Below are 23,762 nucleotides of genomic sequence, written 5' to 3' on the forward strand. Positions count from 1 at the left end.
CCATGCCGCCTGAACCCGCAGGCCCGGACCCTCTTGCCGTCGCTGCGTTCATTGTGTCGATTTGCAGCGCATCGGTCGCTCTTGTTGGCGTTGTCTGGCAGCTGACGCTGTACCGACTCTCTGGCGCGCGGCTGAAGGTGCAGCTCGTGTTCTGCTACACCGATGATGGCGGGCACATGACGTGGAGGACTGCAGGCCGCGGCCGGCCGGCCTTCGCTGACGTCCGGGCCGGCATGGACGGCATGTCCGACATAGGTATCGAATACGGCCAAGTAAGGGTCACCAACGTGGGTCGAACAGCGGTGTCAGTCGAGAACATCTCGTACGCGGTCCGGCACCGCTATCGCTGGACCCTCCGGCGGCACCGCGCAACCATTCAGCCATGGCAGTTCCTTCGGAAAGACTGTGACCCAAAGGATCTGACCCCCGACCTCTCGAATCCCATCCGACTCGAGCCAGGCGGCCACGTCACTGCGGAGTTTTACCTCTGGCCAGCCCTCGCCGGGCACGGCCACGGCACCCGTGAGGGAGCAATCTCCGTGCGCGGGTCTGCTCATGCGGTAGGCCGCAAATGGGCCACCCGATCGCAGCGGCGAAGGGCATGGAAACTCCCCGCCGGCGCCACAACCTACTTCACAGACCTCGAAGTCACGCCCGAACTCAGAATGTTTCGTGAGCTGTGGTCACATCAACACCGGGCGCGACTGAGTGCGTGGTGGGCGCTGTTGATGCGCCGCGAAATCAATAAGCGGCTCGCCGAAGGCGCGACCAGCCAAGAAATTCAGGAGTACCTCGACCAAGGGATGGAACGCCTCGACGACGAAGGCAAGCACATGGGCAACGTCCTGCTGTCCTTCGCCGTCCACCGCGAATACCACAACGACCCGCCGCCACTCGCGCTCGGCCGCCTACAGCGAGCCCTGTGGGGCGTGAAAGGCGTACCGCCCTGGCGGAAGTAGTCCGCCGCCGCGTTGATGGTCAGCAGTGGTGTGGGTTCACTCCTCGTCGTCGATCTTGTTCTCGAGGAACGACTTCAATGGATCGTGAATTGCGATCGCTTGAGGACGGTCGGCGATCGACGTCGCCGTCCACGTTGTACTCATTGGCTCGCCCGCCGACACGAGCAGGTCCACGATCGCCGGCTCAGCCGGGTACTGCTGTAAAGCCTGCTTCAGGCGCTCCTGATCATCGCCGGAAAGCTGATCCCACCATGCCCTCATGTCGGACTCGGCCAAAGGGTCGCTCACCATGAAGTGCACGCTGTACAGACGGAGAGGTCGCGGGCCGCTCAAGTCCCATTCCCCATCGACGGGGTCGGAGTAGCCCGAAATGCGAATGTTCTTTTGCGCCAGGTCCGGGTTGCGCTCCCGAAGGCTGGTGATCAACTGGTCGCGGTGGATCGCACTGCCTTCTAGCTCCGGATCGGCGTATGCGCCGCCATGTTGCTGAGTCGCCATGCGCAAAAGCATCGCAGGACGTCTACGGGGGCATTGTCAAATGTATGAAACTCCGAACGTCAAACGGTCCGAGTTTCGTACGGACAGGCGGGCGCTATGCCATCCGGCGCGTCTCGGCATGCCCGCCGGGGGTCCTCCCCCCGGGGTTGCGCCGACCTCTTGTGGTCTCGGCACACACGGGTGTAGTGTTCGCCGCCGAGGCGACGTGCGGATCTTTCTCGCGGCCTCGGTGGGCGCCAGCGGATCTTCAGGCGGGCCCGCGGCGTGCGCGCGGAAGTCATGGCGGCGCGTCGAGTTGTCACCAGGTGCGCTGAACCATAGGCGGCCGTGACGAACACCAACGCGTGAGCGGATCTTTAGGCCATGCGCTGTATTTCCCCCAGTTGTGACCCGGAATTTGTGGGGATCGACTGACCCACAACCATCATCAAGAAAGAAGAACAACCATGGCGAACGCCAAGGTGTCGAACCTGCCGGCTGAGCTCTTCGACCTGAGCTACGTGCACCACGACGAGGTATCTGCTCGTTGCCTGGTGTGCGGCGACATCGTCGAGATCGGCGCGAGCTGGATGCGGTCCGATAAGGATCGGCTCGATGTGGCGCTGGCGCACCGTGCAGCCTGCCCGCTGAAGTAGAGCAGCCGTCTGCTGGCCCAGCGTGAAGGCTCACGTTGCCCTCTAGCCTGGGCCAGCAGACGTGTTGCGGCTCGGCTGCCAAGCCCCACGTCGCACAGCTTCCGTAAGACCGTGGCCACGCTGATCGACGACGAGGGACTGTCCGCGAGGATCGGCGCCGACCACCTGGGCCACAGCCGGATCTCGATGACGCAAGACAAATACATGGCCCGCGGCCGTATGCGCACACCGCGGTTGCCGACTTGCTTAACGATGAATAAACGATGAATCACGCTAGATAGTGTGGCTAGATACCACCTCTGAACAGTGCCCCCGGCAGGATTCGAACCTGCGACACCGGCTTTAGGAGAGCCGTGCTCTATCCCCTGAGCTACGGGGGCGCACCGGCTGGGAGCTTACCGCTTGGTGTCGGTGCGTTCGCCGCACAGGGCGATCAGCGGGCAGTGACCGCGCGCGGGCGCGGCCTGCGGGTAGTCCTTGCGAAACCAGGCGACGAGGCGGTGTTTCATGGCTGTCTCCGGCGTGGCAGTAGCGCGCCCCATTCGTAGCGGGCGACCGCGGTGGCATTGCTGTCGGCCTCCGGCTCGACGTCCTGGGCCAGTCCGATCAGCACACCCTGCGCGCACTGCTGCATTCTTGTCTCGTTATCGCTGTACTGCTGCATCCGAATAGCCCTGTGAAACCGTCGTTGGGGTGCCTGTGTGGTTGAAGCCATTGCCCGACTCGCGGCTGCACAAACCCCTCAGCGGAGTTCGGCGATGACCTTCGCGAAATATTCGGCGTGATAGTCCTGCACGGTGAAGTAGGTGATGCCGTAGGCGTCTCGGCGGGCGCGCAGTGTGTCGGCGATATCGCGCGGGGTGCCGGACAGCACGGTCGGCAGCGCCAGCAGCTGCTCCTCGGTGGCATCAGGTGCGTAGCCGCGAGTCAGGGCCAGGTCCGGGATGCCGGACGCATCGGTGGGCACCCCGGTGATCGCGATGTTGAGCTCGAGGTCGGCGAACCGCTCGCCGGCCGCGTCGCGGACGAAGTCGATGCGCTCGGCCAGCGGGTCGTGGCCGGGATACTCGGGCACCCCGCCGCCGGTCAGGCCGATGATGTCGGCGTACTGGGCGGCGATCCGCAGCACGCGGTCACCGTTGCCCGCGATCAGGATCGGAATCGACGGCGCGGTCTCCTTGAGATATCTGGTGGTGTGCCGCAGGTGGTCGACGCGTTCGCCGGCGCTCGGATACGGCATCTCGGCGGCCTCGAACTCCTCTCGCACATATCCGGTGCCCAGGCCGAGATCGAGCCGGCCCTCGCTCAGGACATCGACGGCGATCGCGTCGCGGGCCAGGATCGCCGGCTTGTAGAACGCCGCGTTGATCACGAAGGTCCCCACCCGCATCGTCTTCGAATACTCCGCCGCGGCCACCATGGTGGGGAACGGCGCCGGCACCCCGAAGCGGCCGAGATGATCCGGCACGTGCAGGACGTCGAAACCCAGGTCCTCGAACCGCCGCACCGTGTCGCGCAGCTTCGGCGCCGACTTGACCGATCGCACGCCGATGCCGAAGCGAAAATCTTTGACCATCTCGGCATGCTATGGCCGGATCCCGGCGCATCGACAGGATCGGTCCCGGTCGGTGGCACCGGGTGCCGACGCCCGAGTTTGACGCCGGCCCCGCGCGGGCATCCCTGTGGACCGTGAATCTGCCCAGCGTCGGCGTGGAGGAGGAGTTCCTCCTCGTCGATCCCAGCACCGGTGAACCGGTTGCCCGCAACGCCGACGTGGCCAAGCACGCCGCCGCCCGCGGCGTCGACCTGCAACTGGAGCTGACCACCTGCCAGGTCGAGACCGCCACCGAGGTGGCGGAGACCAGTTCGCAGCTGCGCCAACAAATCACCCGATTGCGTCAGGTCGCAGCCGAGGCCGCCGGGCAGGCGGGTGCGCAACTGCTGGCCGTCGGCCTGCCGCCGACGGTGCCACCGAGCTTCCCGATCACCGACACCGAGCGCTACCGCGCGATCGGCCGCCAGTTCGGCATGATCGCCCATGAGCAGGGCATCTGCGGATGTCATGTGCACGTCGAGGTGCCCGACCGCGCCGCTGCGATCGCCGTTGGCAACCGGCTGCGGCCGTGGCTGCCGTTGCTGCTGGCGCTGACCGCCAACTCGGCGATCTACCGCAACGCCGACAGCGGGCACGCGAGTTGGCGCAGTGTGTTGTGGGGCCGGTGGCCCAGTGCCGGACCGCCACCGCATTTCGAGTCGGCCGAACACTACGACGACGTCGTCGCGATGATGCTCGACTCGGGGGCCATGCTCGACGACGGGATGGTCTATTGGGACGTGCGCCCGTCCACGAAGTTCCCGACCGTCGAGGTCAGGGTCGCCGACGTGCCGGCCACGGCGGCCGAGACCGTGCTACTGGCCACGCTGACCCGCGCCGCGGTGATGACGGCGCTGGCCGCCGAGCGGGCCGGTGAACCCATGCCCAGGATCGACGATCACCTGGTGCGTGCCGCCTCGTGGAAAGCGGCGCACGACGGCTTGGACGGTCAGGCGCTCGACGTGACACAGGGCTGGGCAAGCGCCCCCACGTCGGCCGTGCTGGGCCACTGGCTGCAGGTGCTACGCCCGGCGCTGGTCGAACTCGGCGACGACGAATGGGTGCATGCCGAACTGGCCCGGCTGCTGCGGGAGGGCAACGGTGCCATGCGGCAGCGGGCCGCCTGGCGGGAACGCCATCAGATCGACGACGTCCTCGCCGTTGCCGCCGAGGCGACGCTCACTTGACGAATCCCTTGGTGCGCATCAGGAACTCGGCCAGGAATCCATCGTGTGGCAGCTCCTGCGCCGTGTGGTAGGTGGGCACCGGGCCGTGGTAGACGTTGGCGATTGTGGGCTCGTCGATCAGGTCGCCGACCAGGGTGTCGTCGTCGGTGATCGCGGTGACCACCAGTGAATTCCGCAGCGGCCCAACGCCGTCGGCGCGATTCCAGCCGGCGATCCAGACACACGGAAAGGCCAGCTCGGTGTTGAGCTGCTCGGCGTCGAGGTCGGCCAGCAGATGCACGGCCGGTCGTAGCACGGCCCGGCCGTCGCCCAGGTCGGCCACCATCTGGTCGGCGCCCAATACGGCGGTCGTGCCCTTCGCGCGCGTGGCGAGGAAGGTGGCGAGAGCCCGCGCGGAGGCGATCGACTGGGCGGGCAGGATCGCGCGCTCGTCCTCGGGCGCCAGCACTTCGATGGCGCTGAGCCGTTCGGCGATCGCGCCGGCGAGCGGCGCCGGGTCCCCCTCGACGAGAACAGCGGTGGTGTTGACACACGCCATCCCGCCCAGGCGGGCAATCGAATCGACGATCACGTCGAGGTGCTCGCGCCAGTCCTGTTCGGCGGTGAGCAGGATCTTGGTCCGGCCCGGGCCGTTGACGTGCACAGCCGGATCGCCACCGTACTTGGCTGCGACGTCGGCGCCGCCGTACACCAACGCCAGGTCGGCCGCGGCGACGATGTCGTCCGCCCCACTGTGGTCGGTGGGCAGGTACAGTACGTCCTGGTCGCGAAAACCGGCCTCCCGCAACGCGGTCACCAGCCGATGTGCGGTGAAGGGTTCACGGCGCGACGGGCGGATCGCAACCCGGTACCCCAGCGCCAGCGCCTGCGGCCACAGTCCGTGCACGCCGGGCGCGTTGCCGGAGGCGTGCACACCGAACAACTCGCCGCGCCGCGACCAGATCGCGCGTCCGGTGCCAGGCTGCACCGAGCGCCAATGCGGCGCCGCCGCGACCGGGCGGGCCGGCGCTACGGCGTCGAACGTGCAGGCGACGGCTTGGCTGACCTCCCGGGCCTGCGCGCGGGCGACCGCGACCGGCAGACCGGAGACCCGGCTGGTCGCCCGGACGTAGGACTCGAAGTCCAGCCCGGCAGCCGTCGACTCGACGAACGCCCCGGCGGCCCTGTCCAGCAGTGCTTTTCGCTGATCGGTGGGCAGCGGCGCGGACTTGCGTTGGGCCGCCATCGCCCGGGCGATGAACAGTGGCGGCGCGACGCTGAGCTTGGCCATCGGCGCGCCCGCGGCGTCGGCGATGACTTCTCTTTTGCGGGAGCGGTATTCGCCGGATCCGCTCAATGCGGGCAGCTCGATCACGGTCAATACACGCCTTCGATCACCGGCTCGCCGTCGAGCGTGGCGACCGGTGCGACCTCGGCGACCGAGTCACCGATCTGCCCGGCCGGGCCGGGCAACCGGATCGCGCTGTCTCGTTCGAGGTTGTTCGGGATGAACATGCCCTTGCTGATGTGGTTCATCACCACCTGGCCGCGTTTGCCGTACTCGACCTGGCCGCCGGTGTCGGGATCGACCACCCGGAACACGATGTAGGGGCTGCGCGGATCGAACACGGCGGTCTCGCCGACGATCCGGGTCTGGGCCTGCGACAGGATCATCGTGCTGCCGAACACCATGGCGATGGTGGCGGCGGGAAAGACATCGCGCAGCACGTCGAGGGTGTCGAGATCCACGTGCGCGCCGCTGAGCAGGATGAAGCGGACCGTGTCACCGACCAACCCGGCGAGAGTGTCGTCGCGGGCGATCGCATCCAGCAGCGGCGGCGTGGTGTGCAGGTTGACGATCTCCTGGCTGCGCAGGACGTGGTCGGCCTGCTGCAGGAGGTGGCGCAGGTACGCCGACATCTCCGCCGCCGCGCCACGGGCCACCAGTGCCTTGACCCACCGCGGGTCGAGGTCGACGGTGTGGCAGATCGACCCCAGCCGCGCCGACACCACCCGGGAGAAGTAGCCCACCCCGTGCGGGCCGCTGGGCATCAGGCACAGAAACGCGCGACCGGCGACGAACCCGGCGCGACGGAAATCCTCGGTCTGCCAGTCGGCGACCTGGGCCACCCAATCGGGCAGCTGCACCGTCCGCTTGGGTGCGCCTGTGCTGCCGCCCGATTCGAAGATCAGCGGGACCGGCGGCGGTGACCCGTAGCCACGCGGAATCAGGTCCTCGGCCCGGGTGCGCCGTAACTCGTTGACCAGGTTGGGGAACCGGCGCAGGTCGGCGAAGGTCCGGACCTCGGTCAGCGGGTCGAAGTCGAGGCCGGCGGCGATGCGCAACCAGTACGGCGAGCCGGTGTCGGGGCCGAAGTGCCAGGCGATCGCCGCGCGCAGGTACGCCTCCTGATCGGCTGGGGGAGCCGCGCGCGGCAGATCCAGCAGGGCGAAGTCGACGTCGGCCACACAGGGGATCCTCCAGCAGCGTCCGTGCCGGTGTTCGCGGACGGGGCTGACGTTAACCGATTCGTCTGCAGGAGTTCGTGTTCCCGCTAGCCGGACCAGGACCGGGCCGCCGCGGCCAACCCCCGCACGAGGGCCGAGGTGGCGGGCGAGAGCCCATCGGCCTGCGCGGGCTGGCTGCGCGGGCTGATGCCCCGCACCCGGGTCGGCAGCTCCAGCTGCGCCCCGCCCGCGCGCGGCTGGTTGACCGGGTTGTCCGGATGCAGGCCGCGCAGTTCGGCGGGGATGTCACCCAGATCGGTGATCACCCGGTAGCCGGGAACGTCGATGGTGGCGGCGAGGTGGCGGGCCAATGCCCGGTTGCCGCCGCCGGCCAGCAGCTCGGTACTGCGCCCGATGCGCCCGTACCCGTGCACCGACACCGCCACGTCGACGTGGTCCAGAAATGCGGCCAGCCGGGCGGATTCGGCACCGAGGTAGCGTGCCGACGGCAGGTGATGCGGATAGTCCTGCGGGTGGCGCAGCACATACAGCGAGGCGCCCGCCGCGTCGGCGGCCCGTTCGGCGATCACGTCGGTCATCTGCTCCAGTCCGCCGCCATGGATGGCGAGGAACCCGAACCGCGACCGCAGCCGGCTCACCTCGACGATCGCCGGATCGGCGAGGAGTTCGGAAAGCGATTGCGGCCCAGTGCCGTTCGATGCCAGTGGTCGCGGCCAGTGGGTCGGGTCCCAGCGGCGCAGGAACTCCACCCAGCGCGCGGGCAGGCCGTGGTGCAGCGCGCCGTCGATGATGCGCTCCAGATAGCCGGGCCGGGGTGGACCGGGTTCGGTCCGGTGGTCGATGTACACCCAGGCCGGCGCCGGGCCGTCGGCGGTGTGCACCGTGAGCCGGTCGCGGCGATAGCGCACCGGCACCCCTTCGGCGCTGTCCAGGGTGGCCAGGTCGTGGTCGGTCAGCCACCACAGCACCCCGTGGACTTCACTGCCGGCGAAGGGCTCGACGGTGGCGACACCGCGCTCGTTGATCAGCCAGTCGTGGTCGGCCAGGGTCGCCGGCCGCGGGTCGGCGGCCCCGGGACAGCGCCGGGCCATCTGCTGCACGCAGAGGTTCGACCCGTAGGCGAAATACGGGTGCCTCATCACTAGTGGGCGAGCGTGAGATAGATGAGAACCACGTTCAGCAGCGTAATCACCGCGGCGACGGACCAGCCGAGGATGGTGGTCAGACGGCTGTTCGCGTCGGCCCCCATCAGCGTGGGATTGCCGGTCAGCCTGATGAGCGGTATCAGGGCGAACGGGATCCCGAAGGACAGTACGACCTGGGAGATCACCAGCGCGCGGCTCGGGTCGATCCCGATCGCGAGCACCACGAGCGCGGGAATCAGGGTGACCAGCCGGCGCACCAGCAGCGGGAAGGTCTTGCGCAGCAAGCCCTGCATGATCATGGCGCCCGCATAGGCTCCGACGGAGGTCGACGCCAGCCCCGACGCCAGTAGCCCGATCGCGAACAGCAGTGCCACCGCGGGGCCGAGGGTGTCGCGGACTGCGGCGTGGGCGCCCTCGATCGAGTCGGTGTCGCCGAGGCCTTGCAGATTGGTCGCCGCGATCAGCAGCATCGACAGGTTGACCGCGCCGGCGATCAGCATGGCGATGCCCACGTCCCAGCGGGTGGCCCGCAGCAATCGGGTGCGAGGGGCGCCCGCCGCCGGGTGGCCGTGCCGGTCGCGGGCAAGCCCGGAATGCAGGTAGACCGCGTGCGGCATCACTGTCGCGCCGAGCATGGCGGTCGCGAGCAGGACGCTTTCCGGGCCGTCGAAGCGGGGGACGAGGCCGCCCACCACGTCAGCCGCCGGCGGCGCCTTGACGAACAGGCTGGCCAGAAAGCCGACCGCGATCACCCCCAGCAGGCCGGTGATCACCCGCTCGAAGACCCGCTGGCCGCGCCGGTCCTGTACCGCCAGCAGCAGCAGCGACACCACGCCGGTGATCACCCCGCCAGCCAACAGCGGCAGATCGAACAGCAGCCGCAGTGCGATCGCACCACCGACCACCTCGGCGAGGTCGGTGGCGATCGCGACCAACTCGGCTTGGATCCAGTAGCCGATGCGGCTGGGGGTGCGGGTGTGGTCGCGGACCGCTTCGGGCAGTGTGCGGCCGGTGACCAGGCCCAACTTCGCCGACAGGTATTGCACCAGCCCCGCCATCGCGTTGGCCATCACGATCACCCACACCAGCAGGAAGCCGAACTGGGCGCCGGCGCTGATGTTGGCCGCGACGTTGCCGGGGTCCACGTAGGCGATGGCCGCGACAAAGGCCGGACCGAGCAGATACCAGCCCGGCCGACGGAGGACCTGTGTCACACCACGAGCCTTCTATCCGGGGACACCAACAAGAAAGTTAGGGTACCCGAAACTTCACAAACCGATGAACACGCCGCCGAGGCCGATGCCGAAGCCGCCGAAGCCCCAGCCGGCCAGCGGGTTCTGCAAAGCCGGGTTGGGCGAGGTGACAATCGCCGCATGCCCGGGGGTTTCGCAGACTGTGGTGCTGGGACCGGTGTCGGTGCATTGCGCGGGGCGGGCCGCGGCCGGTGCGGCCGCGATGACTGCCGCGACCGCGAGCACAATCGGAGCGCCGAGAACAATCTTGGTAACCATGGTGGCCTCCTTTGTGGCCGCGATCTCGAGCTCAGCGGCCTCCGCCGCCATGGGCCCCACCGCCGCCTGCGGGGCCTGGGCCACCGAAAATCAGTGCGGGACCAAAGAACTCGTCGCCCCAGGGATAGGCAAAATCCTCGGGGACTTCGGGCGTCGAGTTGAGCTGCACGTTGCCGGGGGTGGCGCATTCGGTGGTCTGGCCACCGATCACCGAGCTGCCCCCGGTGTCGACACAGCTTGGGCCCGACGGGGTGATCAACGTCGTGTCGGCTCCGGCGGCCGGAGCCGGCGCACCGGCGGCCGCGCCCGCGGCGACGAGCAACGCACACGCATAGCGGAGCCTGTGCCGCATCGGTATTCCCTTCCTGGCAGTTCCCCTACCCAGCAGCGTACAGCCCTTTGCCAGTGACGAACGGCAAGTCGATCGTCGTGCGGATCCCCGCCGGGGCGGCCACCACCGACGGGATGGCGTTGACGAGACGCATCGCGGTGGCCACCAGGCCGGCGTGATTGTGGTCGCCATTGGGTGAGCTCAGGCACAGATCCATGGCGTAGGACGGTTCGCCGGTGATCTCGATCCGGTAGTTGCCGCCGGGCTGGGCCGGCTGGGGCCACTCGGGGAACAGGTCGTCGCGCAGGCGGGTGACGTGTTCGACGACGATCACCGGGGCACCGCCGACCAGTCCGATCACCTCGAACCGAAGTCCAGCGGCGGTGCCTTTGGCGATGGTGCCTGCCGCGATCTCGATGTCCTCGGGCGCGGGCTCGCGCACGTAGAGGTCTTCGATGCCGTCGAGTTCCACGCCAAGGCCCGCCGCGATCTGCCGGATCACCGAGCCCCAGGCCAAGCTCAGCACGCCGGGCTGCAGCAGCATCGGAATCTCGTCCATCGGCTTGCCGAAGCCCATCACGTCGAACATCACCGTGGCGCTGTCGTAGGTGGCGTAGTCGAGGATCTCCATGCAGCGGATCTGCTGAATGTTCTGGCAGGTGCCGGCCAGCGCCAGCGGTAGCAGGTCGTTGGCGAACCCCGGGTCGATGCCGTTGACGAACAGACTCGAATTGCCCTGTTGTGCGGCATCTTCCAGCGGTTGGATCATTTCGTCGGGAATCACCTGCCACGGCCACTGCAGGAACACCGGCCCGCTGCCGACGACGTTGACCCCGGCGGCCAGGATGCGCCGGTAATCCTCCAGCGCCTCGGGCAGTCGGTGGTCGGCCAGCGCGTTGTAGACCACGCACTGCGGTTTGGCCGCCAGCACCTCGTCGAGGTCGGTGGTGGCCGTGACACCGGTGGTGCCGTCCAGCCCGACCAGCTCGGCGGCGTCCTTGCCGGCTTTGGCGTCAGAGGAGACCCACACCCCGGTGAGCTCGAATTCCGGGTTGGTGATCAATGCCTTGAGCGCGTGGACACCGACATTGCCGGTGCCGATCTGTGCGACGCGGATGGGCATGGTGCTCCTTACAGGTCGGGAATCGGAAGGTCGAGGTTGGGCACGATGAGGCCGCCGTCGACCTCGAGCATCTTGCCGGTGAGATAGCTGGCGGCGGGCGAGGCGAGATACACCGCGGCGGCGGCGATGTCGAGCGGATCGCCGAGCCTGCGCATCGGCGTCGCCTTCTCCATCGGGTCGCGCAGTTCGTCGTTGGAGGCCACGATCTCCAGCGCCGAGGTCAGGATCGATCCCGGTGCGATGGCGTTGACCCGGATCTTCGGGCACAGGTCCAACGCGGTGAGCCGGGTGTAATGCGCCAGCGCCGCCTTGGCGGTGCTGTATGCGGCGAAACCACGACCGGCCAGCCGGCCCATGGTCGAGGTGATGTTGATGATGTTGCCGCCGCCGGAGTGCTCGATCATCAGCGGCGCCGCCGCCAGGGTCAGGGCGTGTGCGGTCAACACGTTGAACGTGAACGCATCCTTCATGTCTTTGACGCTGGTGGTCATCAACGCGTTGGGCATGGAGCCGCCGACGTTGTTCACGACGATGTCCAGCTTGCCGAATGCGTCGACCGCGGTGCCGGCCAGCGCGGCCGTCGTCTCCGGGTGCGCGAGATCGCCGACGACGATGTGGGCGCGCCGGCCGACCCCCTCGATCTGCTGGGCGACCGACTCCAACTCGGACTGGGTACGTGAGCCGATCACGACGTCGGCGCCGACTTCGGCAAAGGCCACGGCGATCGCCGCGCCCAGACCGCGACCGGCACCGGTGACCACTGCAACTTGACCGTCAAGTCTGAACTTGTCGAGTATCACGTGTCTCTCTTCCCTTGTCGGCGAACACCGTAACAAGACCACTAAGGCTGTTAACGCTCCATCCGGAACGTAACTGAAACACGTTCTATTTTGGTGCCGAGTTCGAAGATTCGACGAAAATCCGCAGAAAGGTCAGCCCTTCTTGGCGGGTGCCTTCTTCGCGGCCGCCTTCTTGGCCGGCGCTTTCTTCGCGGCCGTCTTCTTGGCCGGCGCCTTCTTGGCGGGCGCCTTCGCGGCGGATGCCGCGTCGTCCGAGCCGCCCGCCTCACCGCGCCGCCGTTTCACGCTGGCTTCGAGCTTGGCCAGCAGATCCGAGACGTCCTCGGTCTGGTCCAGCTCGGCCGGCTGCTCTTCGGTGGTGAACGCCTCGCCGCCCTCGAGCTTGGCTTCGACGAGTTCGCGCAGCTGTTCCTGATACGTGTCGTGGAACTGCTCGGGATGGAAGTCGTCGGCCATCGAGTCGACGACCTGCCCGGCCATCTTCAGCTCGGCGGGCTTGATCTCCACTTCTTTGTCGAGGACCGGGAAATCGGGATCGCGGATCTCGTCGGGCCACAGCAGGGTGTGCACCACCATCACGTCGCGCTTGGAGAAGTCCTTGACCCGCAGCGCCGCCAGCCGGGTCTTGTTGCGCAGAGCGAAGTGCACGATCGCCACCCGATCGGTGTCGGCGAGCGTCTTGGCCAGCAGCACATAGGACTTCGACGATTTTCCGTCCGGCTCGAGGAAGTAGCTGCGGTCATACATCAGCGGGTCGATCTCGCTGGCCGGAACGAACTGGACCACCTCGATCTCGTGACTGCGTTCCTCGGGCAGGGTGGCGATGTCGTCGTCGGTGATCACCACGGTCTGGCCGTCGTCGGACTCGTAGGCCTTGGCGATGTCGCGGAATTCGACCACTTCACCGCACACCTCGCAGACGCGCTTGTAGCGGATGCGGCCGTTGTCCTTGGCGTGCACCTGATGGAACTTCAGATCGTGGTCCTCGGTGGCGCTGTACACCTTGACGGGGACGTTCACCAGACCGAATGCGATCGAGCCTTTCCAGATGGAACGCATCTGTCCAGTATGCAGGCCTGAACCCAGATTCTGAGTCAGACGGCCGGCGCGACGCCCGGATTCACCCCGGTCGGCAGGTCGGGGTTGGCCCCTGGCGCACCGCCACCGCTGTTCTCCTGATTGGGTGCTGGCCGGCAGTTGCTGTTGACGGGGTCCTGGCCGGCCGAACAGTAGGGGACGTGATCTTCTGGATCGGCACCCGCGGCAGGCGCGCCGATCAACGCGGGCAGCGCCAGCACGGCGGCCACCAGCATTTTGGTCACTGGTCCACGGTAGCAGTGGGTAATACGTTGTGATGGTGAATGACGTGTGGCCCCCGGGCGCGACGAGGGGACCGCGCGTTGCGCTGACCAACGCCGACAAGGTGCTCTACCCCGCGACCGGAACCACCAAGGCCGATGTGTTCGCCTACTACACCACGATCGCCGAGGTGATGCTGCCGCACATCGCCGGCCGCCCGGTCACCCGCAAACGCTGGCCCAACGGGGTTGATGAGCCGGCCTTCTTCGAAAAGCAGCTGGCCAGTTCGGCGCCGGGCTGGCTGGATCGTGCGACGGTGGTGCACCGCTCGGGTGCCACCACCTATCCCATCATCGACAGCTCGACCGGGCTGGCCTGGATCGCCCAGCAGGCGTCGCTGGAAGTGCATGTGCCGCAATGGCGATTCACTCCCGATGGAAAACCTGGCCCGGCAACGCGTTTGGTGTTCGACCTGGACCCTGGCGAGGGCGTGACCATGCCGCAGCTGTGCGAGGTTGCCAACGCGGTCCGCGAGTTGATGGACGACATCGGGTTGACGGTCTATCCGCTCACCAGCGGAAGCAAGGGGTTGCATCTGTACGCCCCGCTGGCCGATCCGGTCAGCAGCAACGGGGCGGTGGTACTGGCCCGGCGGGTGGCCCAGCAGCTGGAGCAGAGCATGCCCACACTGGTCACCGCGACGATGACCAAGAGTCTGCGGGCGGGCAAGGTGTTTGTGGACTGGAGCCAGAACAACGGGTCCAAGACCACGATCGCCCCCTACTCGCTGCGCGGGCGGCAGACCCCGACGGTGGCCGCGCCACGAACGTGGGACGAGATCGGCGATCCCGAATTGCGCCACCTGGAGTACCACGAAGTCCTGGATCGGGTGGCCGAGCACGGCGATCTGCTGGCCGCTTTGGACACTGACGTCCCACCGCGCGACCGGCTGACGACGTATCGCAGCATGCGCGACGCGGGCAAGACCCCCGAGCCGGTGCCCGCAGCCACACCCGCGGTCGGGGAGAACAACACGTTCGTCATCCAGGAGCATCACGCGCGGCGGTTGCACTACGACTTCCGGTTGGAGCATGACGGGGTATTGGTGTCCTGGGCAGTGCCCAAGAACCTGCCCGACACCCCGGCCGTCAACCACCTCGCCGTACACACCGAGGACCACCCGCTGGAGTACGCGACGTTCGAGGGGACCATCCCCAAGGGGGAGTACGGCGGCGGAAAGGTGATCATCTGGGACTCCGGCACCTACGAGGCGGAGAAGTTCCGGGATCGCGCCCCGGACGGTCCGGCCAAGGGCGGTGAGGTGATCGTCGACCTGCATGGGCAGCGGATCTCGGGACGGTATGCGCTGATCCAGACGAACGGCGACCAGTGGCTGGCGCACCGGATGAAGGAGCAACCCGCGCCGCGGCTGCAGGACTATTCGCCGATGCTGGCCACCCTCGGCTCGGTCGAGAAACTCACCGGAGCGCAGTACGGCTTCGAGGGCAAGTTCGACGGCTACCGGTTGCTGGTGGAGATCGACCACGGTCAGATGCGGCTGCAGTCCCGCAGCGGACGCGATCTCACCGCCGATTATCCGCAGTTGCAGTCGCTGGCCGCCGAGCTCGCCGAGCACGAGGTGATCCTGGACGGCGAGGTGGTCGCCCTGGATTCCGACGGCGTGCCGAGCTTCGGTGAGATGCAGAATCGGGTGCGTGCCACCAGGATCGAGTTCTGGGCGTTCGACATCCTGCGACTCGACGGCCGCTCGTTGTTGAAGGCGAAATACCGCGATCGCCGGAAGGTCCTCGAAACATTGGCCGAGGGAACGGAATTGATCGTGCCACCGCTACTCGACGGTGACGGTCCGGACGCGTTGGATTACTCCCGCAAGAAGAAGTGGGAAGGTGTCGTCGCCAAGAAGTGGGACTCGACGTATCAGCCCGGCCGGCGTTCGGCGGCGTGGATCAAGGACAAGAACTGGAACACCCAGGAGGTGGTGATCGGTGGCTGGCGTACGGGCAACGGCGGGCGCGCCGGCGGCATCGGGGCGCTGTTGCTCGGCATTCCCGACGATGGCGGACTGCGGTTCGTCGGCCGGGTCGGCACCGGTTTCTCCGACAAGGAGCTGGCCCGGCTCAAGAAGACCTTTGCGCCGTTGCACACCGAGGAATCCCCCTTCGCCGCACCGCTTCCCAAACTCGACGCCAAGGGCGTGACGTACCTGCGCCCGGAACTGGTGGGCGAGGTGCGCTACGGCGAATGGACGTCGGACGGCCGGCTGCGGCACCCGAGTTGGCGTGGTCTGCGCCCCGACAAGGTGCCGTCGGATGTGGTGGTGGAGCGGGAAGGCTGAGTCAGGCTGGGCGCTAGCGTGGTTCGCGGGGTCGCCTGAGTTCGCGGCGCGACGATACCCCCAGTTTGGCGAAGATGTTGCTGAGGTGCCATTCGACCGTGCGCGGACTGATGAACAGATGGCTGGCGATCTCGGAGTTGCTGTAACCGTCTCCCGCCAGTCTGGCGATGTAGCTCTCTTGTGTGGTCAATGCCGTTGCAGCCCGGTCGATTCGTTCATTCCGGACCGACTCGCCGGCGGCTTGCAGTTCCCGCAGCGCCCGCTCGGCCAGGCCGTCAGCACCCATGTCCCGGAACATTCCATGAGCGATGCGTAGCTCATCGCGTGCTTGGGCTCGGCGGTTGGCGCGGCGCAACCACTCGCCCAAGAGGAGGTGGGTGCGAGCGGTCATCACCTTCAGCGGTGAGCGCGCCAGTTCTGCAATCGCAACCCGATAGTCGTGCTCGGCGTCGCCGCCGCCGGCCGTGAGCGCCCTGGCTCGCGCCGCGTATCCGCGTGCGGTTGGCGTTCCGGTCGCCTCGGCCCGCTCGATCAGGTTCGCGGCGGCTGTCTCGGCGATGCTCGACTGGCCGGACCGGGCGGCAGCCTCGACCATCTCGTTGAGCAGGTGGCCGTACATGCCGACATCGTCGTATTCCAGGGCCGATGCGCAGGCGGTCAACGCTTTGTCATGCTGCCCGAGGCCGTTGTGCAGAATCGCCAACGAGAAGAGAACGACGGTGATCTCGCTGCCTTCGCCACGCGCGGTCGCGTCCGCAATCGTGGCCTGAGCGAGTTGTTCGGCCTGTTCTTCGTCGCCGCGGCACGCGGCGAGATAGGTCTGGATGGAACGGTGCGGCGGTGCGCCAGTCGCGGTGGAGATCGCTTCGGACTGCTCGAGCAGATTCGCGGCCTGCGCAAAGTCGCCGGAGGTGACACAGGCTCCCGCGTACGTGGTCAGTGCGGCGGGCAGAACCGTCAATTCCCCTGCAGCACGTAGGAGTTCGACCTGACGGGCGTTGAGTGTGTCGTAGGTGTCCTGATCGAACAGATCGAGCAGGACGCGCAGGGTGAGGTCGTGCGATCGCGGATCGGCGACACCGGCTTCGTCCTCCTTCAGGTACTCGCTGATGGCCCGCTGCAGTAGCGGGGCGGCGGCGCCATGACCTTCGGTCAGTCGGCACACGATCCCGTCGAGGAAAAGGTCGGCCGCCGTCGCCGGACCGGGCGGAGGCGGAGCCTGGCGCGCGGCCGTGGCGATCGCTGCCGCGGACGCCTGCTTATCGGTGGAAAGACGGCCGACGATCATCGCCGCCGTCAGTGCGTCGAGATAGGTTCGGCGGGCCAGCAGCGGATCCAGTGGGCCCAGCTTCTCCGCCGCAGCCAGCAGCAACGGGGGTGCGTCTCGGCCACGCTGGGCGGCGAAGGCGATCTTGGCGCGTAGGAGATCCATTCTTGCGCTGAGTAATTCGTCCCCGACGCCCCTGGCAGTCCCAAGCAGCCGGGTCGCGGACTCCAGATCACCTGCGTCCAGCTTGAGCAGTGCCGCGTCCAGCGCCCGCTCGGCCCGCCGGGCGGGATCGGGCGTCAACTCAACCGCATTCGCAAGGAACGCCGCGGCGGCGGCAACGCCGCCGCGACGGCGGGCTCGCTCGGCGGACTGGACGAGTTCGACGGCGACAGTCTCATCGGGTGCACTCGTGGCGTGCGCCCGATGCCAGGCGCGGTGCTCCTCGGCCCCCGGGCCCGCCACCACGTCGGCGAGCACGGCATGGACGTGCCGCCGTTGCGACGGAGACGCGTTGCGGTAGACGGCAGACCGAACCAGGGGATGACGAAAGCGCAAGCGGGATCCGATCGTGATCAGGCCGCTGTGTTCGGCGGGCACGCCCACGTCGGCACCGAGGCCCAGGCGGGCGGCGGCAGCCCACAACCATGTCGGTTCGCCGGTGGGCTCCGCGGCGGCAACGAGCAGCAGGCTCCGGGTTGCGGGCGGCAGCCCATCGAGCCGCTGGTCGTATTCTCGATCGATCCGGCGCGTGACCGATGTCGCGGCCGTGAGTCCGTAACCGCCGGCCAGCGCCGCGGGTGCCATCGAATGGCGAAGCTCGAGCAGGGCCAACGGATTTCCATCTGCTTCGGCGAGAATGTTCTCGCGGACAGCCTCGTCCAACTGACCGGGTATGACGTCGGCGAGCAGCGTGCTGGCGTGGGCGTGGGCGAGCCTGGTCAGATGAAGGTCGGGCAGACCCGTCAGCTCGTGGGGAGCCAACTCGGTGCGGGTGGCGAAGATCATCAGCACGGGGTCGGCGAGAAGCCGGCGGGCGGTGAAGGTGAGCGCCTGCAGCGAGGCGCGGTCGACCCACTGTGCGTCGTCGATGATGCAGACGGTTGGGCGTTCGGCGCCGGCGTCGCCGAGCAACGTGAGCACCGCCAAACTCACCAGCAGCCGATCCGGCGCGGCATCGTCGCGCAGGCCCAATGCCGCCCGCAGAGCGTTCTTCTGCGGGTCGGGCAGCCGATCGATGTGGGCGAGGATCGGGCGGCACAACTGCGCCACACCGGCGTACGCGAGCTCCATTTCCGATTCGGCGCCGCTGATGCGGATGACGCGAAGTCCGCCGTCGACCGTCGCGACCAGGTCGGCGAGCAGTGCCGTCTTGCCGATACCGGCCTCGCCGTCGACGACGAGAACACCGCTGTGGCCGGCTCTGGCGCGATCGCACAGCTCGACGAGCTGCTGTTGTTCGGCCTGCCGGCCGATGAGAGCACCCCTGCTCATGCCGGTGATCTTGGCATGCCGGCGATGCCGCAGCGACTGAAGCTGGAAATTGTCGCCGCCGTACGGGGGTGGCACCGGTTTCGTGCGCCCCCGTGGTTTTCACGGGGGCGGTGGGGCATCACCGGAGTGTGTGATCTGTGCATCGACCGCCCGCACGTGACCGACGAAGGGGTCATCCGATGACCAGCACCACAACTGTCCACGAGGCGACCTATGACCTGCTTCGCGCGCTCGGATTGACCACGATGTTCGGTAATCCCGGGTCCACCGAACAGACGTTTCTCCAGGATTTTCCGGACGACTTCACCTATGTGCTCGGCCTGCAGGAGGCTTCGGTGCTGGCGATGGCCGACGGCTTCGCCCAGTCCACCGGCCGGCCCGCTCTGGTCAATCTGCACACCGCAGCCGGCACCGGCAACGCGATGGGCAGCCTGGTCGCGGCCTATCGGGCCAACACGCCGCTGATCATCACCGCCGGCCAGCAGACCCGCGAGATGTCGTTGTGCGACCCGTATCTGAACAACCCTGATCCGACGGTCATGCCGCAGCCATGGGTCAAGTGGGCCTACGAGCCGGCACGCGCAGAGGATGTGCCCGCCGCATTCATGCGCGCCTACGCGGTGGCGACGCAGCCGCCGGCCGGCCCGGTGTTCCTGTCCATCCCTCTCGACGACTGGAACAAGCCGGCCCTGGGCCCGGCCGTCGTCCGCACGGTCAGCCGCCGGGTGCAACCCGACGCCGAACGCCTGCGCGAGTTCGCCGCGCGGATCAGCCGGGCGGAACGGCCGCTGCTGGTGCTCGGTCCCGAGGTGGATCGCGCAGGCGCCTGGGACGCCGGTGTCGCGTTCGCGGAGAAACTGCGGGCACCGGTGCGCGGCAGCGCGCTCTCGGACAGATGCTCGTTCCCCGAAGACCACCCGTTGTACGGCGGTCCGCTGCCGCTGACCATCGCCGGGGTCAGCGAGGCACTGAGCGGGTACGACGTGGTCATCGTGATCGGCGCGCAGGTGTTCCGCTACTACCCGTTCGTCGCGGGCGATTACGTGCCCGAGGGCACCGCCGTGCTGCATGTCACCGCCGATCCGCACCTCGCGGCAACCGCGCCGGTGGGCGACAGCCTGCTCGGCGACATGGGCAGCGTGCTCGAACAGCTGCTGGACCTCGTCGAGGTTCCCGACGGCCGGACGGCTCCGCCGGGATTGAGCAGGGACCGCGCCGCCGAGCTGCCCGTTGCATCGGCGCCCTTGCTGCCCAACGACGTCTATGCGGTGCTCAGTTCGGTCAAACCCGACGATGCCGCGGTCGTGATGGAGTCGACCTCCACGCTGGCGGACCTGATCACGTGGTGGCCCACCCGGCGGCCCGGGAGCTTCTTCGCCACCGGAAGCGGCGGAATCGGGTGGGGAGTTCCGGCGGCGGTGGGCATCGCGCTCGGCGACCGGGCGCGCGGGGTGAAGCGGACCATCGTCGCGTCCATCGGCGACGGGTCGTTCCAATATTCGATACAGGCCATCTGGACGGCTGCGCAGCACAAGCTGCCCATCGTATTTGTGGTCCAGCGCAACGGCGAGTACTGCGTCTTGAAGTCCTTTGCGCTGCTGGAGAAGACTCCCAACGTCCCCGGAATGGATTTGCCCGACCTCGATATCGGTTCGCTGGCAACGGGTTTCGGGTGCCGAACGGCTACGGTCGGCGGCACCGAGGAGCTCGTCCGGGAGTTCGAGGCGGCACTGGCCGCCGACGGGCCCACCGTTCTGGTTGTGCCCACCGTGCCGCAACTGCCATTCCTGGGCTGACCGATGCCCGTCTACACGTGCACGACAGTGCGCTCGACGCTGAGCGCCGACACCAAGGCTGAGCTGGCAGGGGAACTGACCCGGATCCACTCGATGATCAACCACGTGCCCGGCACGTACGTCAATGTCGTGTTCCACGAATTGGCTTCCGACGACGTCTACACCGACGGCAAACCTGCCCAGCCACTTCTGATCAACGGCTGGGTTCGTACCGGCCATCCCGAAGCCCAGAGCAGCCAACTCGTGGCCGAGATTGCCGCTGCGGCAACCCGGGTCACCGGCATCCCGGCCAAGCAGGTGCTCGTCGTCATCCAGAACAGCCCTGCACATTTCGCCATCGAAGGTGGTCGGGTATTGCCCGCGCCGGGGGAAGAAGAAGCCTGGTTGAAAGAACAGAAGGACGATGACTGAGATGCCCCCGCCTACTTCACCGATCGAGTCCTTCGCCGTGGCGGCCGCTGCCTACGGCGACGTGACCACCGACAAGGAACTACTGGCCCATCGCGGCCGCGATTACTGGGGCGTCGGTGGAGTGGCCGACCTGCTGCTGCGCCCGCACGGCCGCGGCGACATTGCCCCGATCATAAAGCTCGCCGCTCGACACAAGGTGGCAATCGTGCCGCGCGGCGGGGCATCGAACTGTTCGGGCGGAATGATGCCGAGCGCGGGGCGTGTCCTGCTCGACCTGTCCGGACTGGATCAGATTCTGGACATCGACCCAGAAAACCACTGCGCCCGTGTCGAGCCCGGGGTGATCAACTCCGACCTGCAGGCGGCGCTGGCGCCCCACGGTCTGTGCTTCTCACCCGACCCCGTCTCGGCACACCTGGCTACCGTGGCGGGCAACATCATCGAGAATGCCGGCGGGCCACACGCGTTGAAGTACGGCGTCACCTACAACCACATCCTCAGCGCCGACGTCGTCCTGCCGGACGGGTCGACGGCGACCTTCCGCGCCGACGACGAGGGGCCTGACCTCCTCGGTCTGCTGATCGGCTCGGAGGGAACTCTGGGCGTCGTCACCGAAACCACGGTCGCCTTGCGGCCGGTCGCCGAGGTCACGCATAGCCTGATGGGCGCCTTCGCCACCGCCCGCACGGCGGCCGACACCATCGCCGCAATCATCGCCACCGGTGTGGTGCCGGCGGCGGTGGAGTGGCTGGACCGGGCGGGAATCGCTGGGCTGCAGCAGTTCTACGACACGGGCTATCCGCTCGATGCCGATTCCATCGTTCTCATCGACGTCGACGGCACCGCCGCCGAGGTTGCCCGGGATCAGGCGGTCGTGGAACGGGTATTGCGCGAGCAGGCCACCGAAGTGCGCATCGCCGAGACCGATGAGGACCGCGCCGCTCTGTGGTTCGGCCGCCTCAACGCTCCCAACTCGGTGGTGCAGAGCGGCAAAGGCTTCTTCATCGGCGATGTCACCGTGCCCCGGGATCGGATCCCCGAGATGCAGCAAGCCATCCAGGCCACCGCCGAGCGCCACCGCGACGGCTTGTTGTTCATCGCGGTGTGCGGCCACGCCGGCGACGGCGATCTGCACCCGACGACGTTCTACGACAAGGACAACCCGCTGGCCGCGGCCGCGCTAGAAGCAGCGAACAACGAGATCATCGCGGCTGCATTGACATTAGGCGGCACCATCACCGGCGAGCACGGAGTCGGAACCGAGAAGATTCCGTTCATGACCAAGCGCTTCACCCCGGTGGAGATTGCCGCACAACGGTCGATCAAGCGGGCCTTCGATCCCGGAGGGCTGCTGAACCCCGGGGTGATGCTGCCCGAGCCGTCTGCCGACGAGCCGGACGTCAACGCGTTCGGGACCGCCGTTCGGGCCGCCCTCGACGGCACTCTGACACCTGATCCGGACGCGGCGCTGACGACCGGAGACAACACCGAGATCACGATCAACCTCGGCAATCTCAGCCTGGTCGTCGGCGCCGATGCCACCATCGAGTCGGTGAATCGCTTCCTCGACCAGCGTGGTGTCACCTGCGCGGCGATTCCGTCGGTCGGTGGGACGCGGACTGTCGGCGAGGTCGTGGCCACCGCCGCCGGTGCCGAACGTGATCACGTGAGGCACGCTCTGCTTGGTGCCGACGTCACGGTGATCGACGGGCAGGCCCCGGCTCGGTTCGGCGCGGAGACCATGAAAGACGTTGCCGGATATGACACGAAACGGCTGTACATCAGTGCGCACGGTGCCTTCGGCGCGTTGCGGGCCCTGATCTTCAAAGTCTCCGTCAGGGCGTGAGCGCCTCCGTGACGAAGCTGCGGATGCACTCGTTCACCTCGGTCGGGGCTTCGGCAGGCAGCGCGTGTGAGGCCTGTGGCCACAGCCGGTAGCGCCATCCCGGTACCGCCGATTCGATTCGGCTGATCGCCTTGCCCGAATTGTGGATCGACGTGCCCGCCAGCAGCACCTGGACCGGGAGGTCGACCGACCGCAGCAGCGGGTCACCGTGAAAGCGCAGCGGCGGGGTGTGCAACGGCGTTGCGAAACAGGCGAATCCGGTCACGAACAGGTCGGTGAGCATGTCGATGGCACTGCCGGGCACGGGGTGGCCCGTCACCCACGCCGCTGCTCGGACCGCCCGCGCGGATCCTGGACGCGTCAACAGCAGTGCGAGGGTTCGCCAGAACCGGGCGGACAGCCGCACCACGGTGTGCGCGGGATCGATCAGCGTCAGACTGGCCAGCCGGTGAGGTGTTTCGGCCGCCGTGTGGGTTGCCAGCCAGCCGCCGTAGGAGTGCGCGACCAGGTGGACAGCGCTCAGGCCAAGTTCGGCCAGGACCGCATCGACATTGCGTGCGGCGTCCGCGGGAGTGGGCAGTGATGTCGTCTGGATGCCGGCTCCCGGCTGCCCCAGCATGTCGATCGCGTAGACAGTGAAATCCCGTGACAGATCGCCAATCTGCGCCCACCACATGGCCGATGTCAGGAAAAAGCCGTGGATCAAGACGATGGGGACACCGCCATCCGGCCCGTGCTGGTACACCCGAACAGTGCCGAATTCGGTGGGAATGTCGTGGACGACGTCCGGTGTGGGGCTCAACGACCGGAGCTCGTCGTAGGTGGTCAAATAGCGATGCCGTGCCTGCGGGCTCCTGAAGCCGCCGTGTGGCCAACGTCGCCACCCGGTCACGGTATGGGGCTCTCGGCACCGGGTCAAGACAGCTAGGCGGCGCCGTCTTCGTCGCGCGGTGGGTCGCTGTCGGTCTCCAGCAGTCGTTCGGGGTGGTGGTAGGTGTTGGTGCCGCCGCGCAGCATGGGTAGGTCGGGTGGGGGGATCCATTCGGTCTGGCCGTTGGGGAG

General features: G+C 67.6%; 23 protein-coding genes, 1 tRNA gene and 1 pseudogene. 8 read left to right on the forward strand and 17 right to left on the reverse strand.

Annotated elements, in window-relative coordinates; all coding sequences use genetic code 11:
* The first annotated feature begins 2 nt into the window (after positions 1–2).
* Positions 3–959, forward strand: a complete 957-nt coding sequence (locus MSZK_RS06170; protein ID WP_099245880.1) for a hypothetical protein — start codon at positions 3–5, stop codon at positions 957–959.
* Positions 960–995: 36 nt separating this feature from the next.
* Here MSZK_RS06170 and MSZK_RS06175 read toward each other — a convergent pair whose 3' ends face one another.
* Entirely contained in the window at positions 996–1,457 is a 462-nt protein-coding gene (locus MSZK_RS06175; protein ID WP_142389879.1) for a hypothetical protein, read from the reverse strand.
* A 446-nt stretch (positions 1,458–1,903) separates the two neighbouring features.
* On the opposite strand from MSZK_RS06175, the gene MSZK_RS06180 reads away from it, so the two are divergent.
* Together MSZK_RS06180 and MSZK_RS33535 are read left to right on the forward strand one after the other, a co-directional pair.
* Positions 1,904–2,092, forward strand: coding sequence for a hypothetical protein (locus MSZK_RS06180; protein ID WP_099245891.1), 189 nt, complete (start codon positions 1,904–1,906; stop codon positions 2,090–2,092).
* A 48-nt stretch (positions 2,093–2,140) separates the two neighbouring features.
* Positions 2,141–2,352, forward strand: a pseudogene (locus MSZK_RS33535) (site-specific integrase); the annotation flags it as partial.
* 47 nt (positions 2,353–2,399) lie between these two features.
* Here MSZK_RS33535 and MSZK_RS06190 read toward each other — a convergent pair.
* The 4 genes from MSZK_RS06190 to MSZK_RS06195 form a co-directional block, all read right to left on the reverse strand.
* Positions 2,400–2,472: transfer RNA gene (locus tag MSZK_RS06190), tRNA-Arg, on the reverse strand.
* A gap of 15 nt (positions 2,473–2,487) precedes the next feature.
* Positions 2,488–2,601, reverse strand: a complete 114-nt coding sequence (locus MSZK_RS32845; RefSeq protein ID WP_233211135.1) for a DUF3349 domain-containing protein — start codon at positions 2,599–2,601, stop codon at positions 2,488–2,490.
* Entirely contained in the window at positions 2,598–2,726 is a 129-nt protein-coding gene (locus tag MSZK_RS33380; RefSeq protein WP_255414190.1) for a hypothetical protein, read from the reverse strand. The genes MSZK_RS32845 and MSZK_RS33380 overlap by 4 nt, the downstream gene beginning before the upstream one ends.
* 108 nt (positions 2,727–2,834) lie before the next feature.
* Positions 2,835–3,668 (reverse strand): LLM class F420-dependent oxidoreductase, encoded by an 834-nt coding sequence (locus MSZK_RS06195; RefSeq protein WP_099245893.1) that lies wholly within the window; start codon positions 3,666–3,668, stop codon positions 2,835–2,837.
* 113 nt (positions 3,669–3,781) lie between these two features.
* On the opposite strand from MSZK_RS06195, the gene MSZK_RS06200 reads away from it, so the two are divergent.
* Positions 3,782–4,873 carry a glutamate--cysteine ligase gene (locus MSZK_RS06200; protein ID WP_233211136.1) on the forward strand — a complete coding sequence of 364 codons (1,092 nt, stop codon included), beginning with the start codon at positions 3,782–3,784 and terminating at the stop codon, positions 4,871–4,873.
* Here MSZK_RS06200 and MSZK_RS06205 read toward each other — a convergent pair.
* The 10 genes from MSZK_RS06205 to MSZK_RS06250 all read right to left on the reverse strand — a co-directional run bounded on the left by MSZK_RS06205 (position 4,866) and on the right by MSZK_RS06250 (position 13,544).
* On the reverse strand, positions 4,866–6,227 hold the full coding sequence (locus MSZK_RS06205; protein ID WP_099245896.1) for an aldehyde dehydrogenase family protein: 1,362 nt from the start codon (positions 6,225–6,227) through the stop codon (positions 4,866–4,868). The two genes, MSZK_RS06200 and MSZK_RS06205, sit on opposite strands and share 8 nt — an antisense overlap.
* Positions 6,228–6,229: 2 nt before the next feature.
* Positions 6,230–7,321: a phenazine antibiotic biosynthesis protein gene (locus MSZK_RS06210; protein WP_099245898.1), complete on the reverse strand. Its 1,092-nt coding sequence runs from the start codon at positions 7,319–7,321 to the stop codon at positions 6,230–6,232.
* A gap of 86 nt (positions 7,322–7,407) precedes the next feature.
* Positions 7,408–8,460 carry a poly-gamma-glutamate hydrolase family protein gene (locus tag MSZK_RS06215; protein ID WP_099245965.1) on the reverse strand — a complete coding sequence of 351 codons (1,053 nt, stop codon included), beginning with the start codon at positions 8,458–8,460 and terminating at the stop codon, positions 7,408–7,410.
* Between the two features lie 2 nt (positions 8,461–8,462).
* Positions 8,463–9,680, reverse strand: a complete 1,218-nt coding sequence (locus tag MSZK_RS06220; protein WP_099245900.1) for an Nramp family divalent metal transporter — start codon at positions 9,678–9,680, stop codon at positions 8,463–8,465.
* A gap of 54 nt (positions 9,681–9,734) precedes the next feature.
* Entirely contained in the window at positions 9,735–10,028 is a 294-nt protein-coding gene (locus MSZK_RS06225; RefSeq protein WP_233211137.1) for a hypothetical protein, read from the reverse strand.
* A complete protein-coding gene (locus MSZK_RS06230; RefSeq protein ID WP_099245902.1) occupies positions 10,009–10,329 on the reverse strand; it encodes a hypothetical protein in 321 nt (106 codons plus the stop codon). Before MSZK_RS06230 ends, MSZK_RS06225 begins: the two co-directional genes overlap by 20 nt.
* A gap of 25 nt (positions 10,330–10,354) precedes the next feature.
* Positions 10,355–11,431, reverse strand: a complete 1,077-nt coding sequence (locus MSZK_RS06235; protein ID WP_099245904.1) for a diacylglycerol kinase — start codon at positions 11,429–11,431, stop codon at positions 10,355–10,357.
* An 8-nt stretch (positions 11,432–11,439) separates the two neighbouring features.
* The gene (locus MSZK_RS06240; RefSeq protein ID WP_099245906.1) at positions 11,440–12,231 is read right to left on the reverse strand and encodes an SDR family oxidoreductase; all 792 of its coding nucleotides are present in this window, start codon (positions 12,229–12,231) and stop codon (positions 11,440–11,442) included.
* Between the two features lie 132 nt (positions 12,232–12,363).
* Positions 12,364–13,290 (reverse strand): Ku protein, encoded by a 927-nt coding sequence (locus MSZK_RS06245; RefSeq protein WP_099245908.1) that lies wholly within the window; start codon positions 13,288–13,290, stop codon positions 12,364–12,366.
* Between the two features lie 35 nt (positions 13,291–13,325).
* The gene (locus MSZK_RS06250; RefSeq protein ID WP_099245910.1) at positions 13,326–13,544 is read right to left on the reverse strand and encodes a hypothetical protein; all 219 of its coding nucleotides are present in this window, start codon (positions 13,542–13,544) and stop codon (positions 13,326–13,328) included.
* Between the two features lie 41 nt (positions 13,545–13,585).
* On the opposite strand from MSZK_RS06250, the gene MSZK_RS06255 reads away from it, so the two are divergent.
* The gene (locus MSZK_RS06255; protein ID WP_099245969.1) at positions 13,586–15,886 is read left to right on the forward strand and encodes an ATP-dependent DNA ligase; all 2,301 of its coding nucleotides are present in this window, start codon (positions 13,586–13,588) and stop codon (positions 15,884–15,886) included.
* Between the two features lie 13 nt (positions 15,887–15,899).
* Here the strand turns inward: MSZK_RS06255 and MSZK_RS06260 are convergent, their stop codons facing one another.
* Positions 15,900–18,647 (reverse strand): LuxR family transcriptional regulator, encoded by a 2,748-nt coding sequence (locus tag MSZK_RS06260; protein ID WP_099245971.1) that lies wholly within the window; start codon positions 18,645–18,647, stop codon positions 15,900–15,902.
* Between the two features lie 179 nt (positions 18,648–18,826).
* Between MSZK_RS06260 and mdlC the strand changes: the two genes are divergently transcribed.
* From mdlC to MSZK_RS06275, 3 genes are read left to right on the forward strand one after another with little or no spacing between them, the layout of a single operon-like run.
* Positions 18,827–20,443, forward strand: coding sequence for a benzoylformate decarboxylase (gene mdlC, locus MSZK_RS06265; RefSeq protein ID WP_099245912.1), 1,617 nt, complete (start codon positions 18,827–18,829; stop codon positions 20,441–20,443).
* Between the two features lie 3 nt (positions 20,444–20,446).
* The gene (locus tag MSZK_RS06270) at positions 20,447–20,854 is read left to right on the forward strand and encodes a tautomerase family protein (protein WP_099245914.1); all 408 of its coding nucleotides are present in this window, start codon (positions 20,447–20,449) and stop codon (positions 20,852–20,854) included.
* Positions 20,847–22,700, forward strand: coding sequence for an FAD-binding oxidoreductase (locus MSZK_RS06275; protein ID WP_099245916.1), 1,854 nt, complete (start codon positions 20,847–20,849; stop codon positions 22,698–22,700). Before MSZK_RS06270 ends, MSZK_RS06275 begins: the two co-directional genes overlap by 8 nt.
* On the opposite strand, the gene MSZK_RS06280 is transcribed toward MSZK_RS06275, so the two are convergent.
* Positions 22,690–23,502: an alpha/beta fold hydrolase gene (locus MSZK_RS06280; RefSeq protein WP_199203217.1), complete on the reverse strand. Its 813-nt coding sequence runs from the start codon at positions 23,500–23,502 to the stop codon at positions 22,690–22,692. The two genes, MSZK_RS06275 and MSZK_RS06280, sit on opposite strands and share 11 nt — an antisense overlap.
* Between the last annotated feature and the right edge of the window lie 260 nt (positions 23,503–23,762).

The sequence above is a fragment of the Mycobacterium sp. shizuoka-1 genome (assembly GCF_002723835.1).
In the GTDB taxonomy this organism is placed as follows: domain Bacteria; phylum Actinomycetota; class Actinomycetes; order Mycobacteriales; family Mycobacteriaceae; genus Mycobacterium.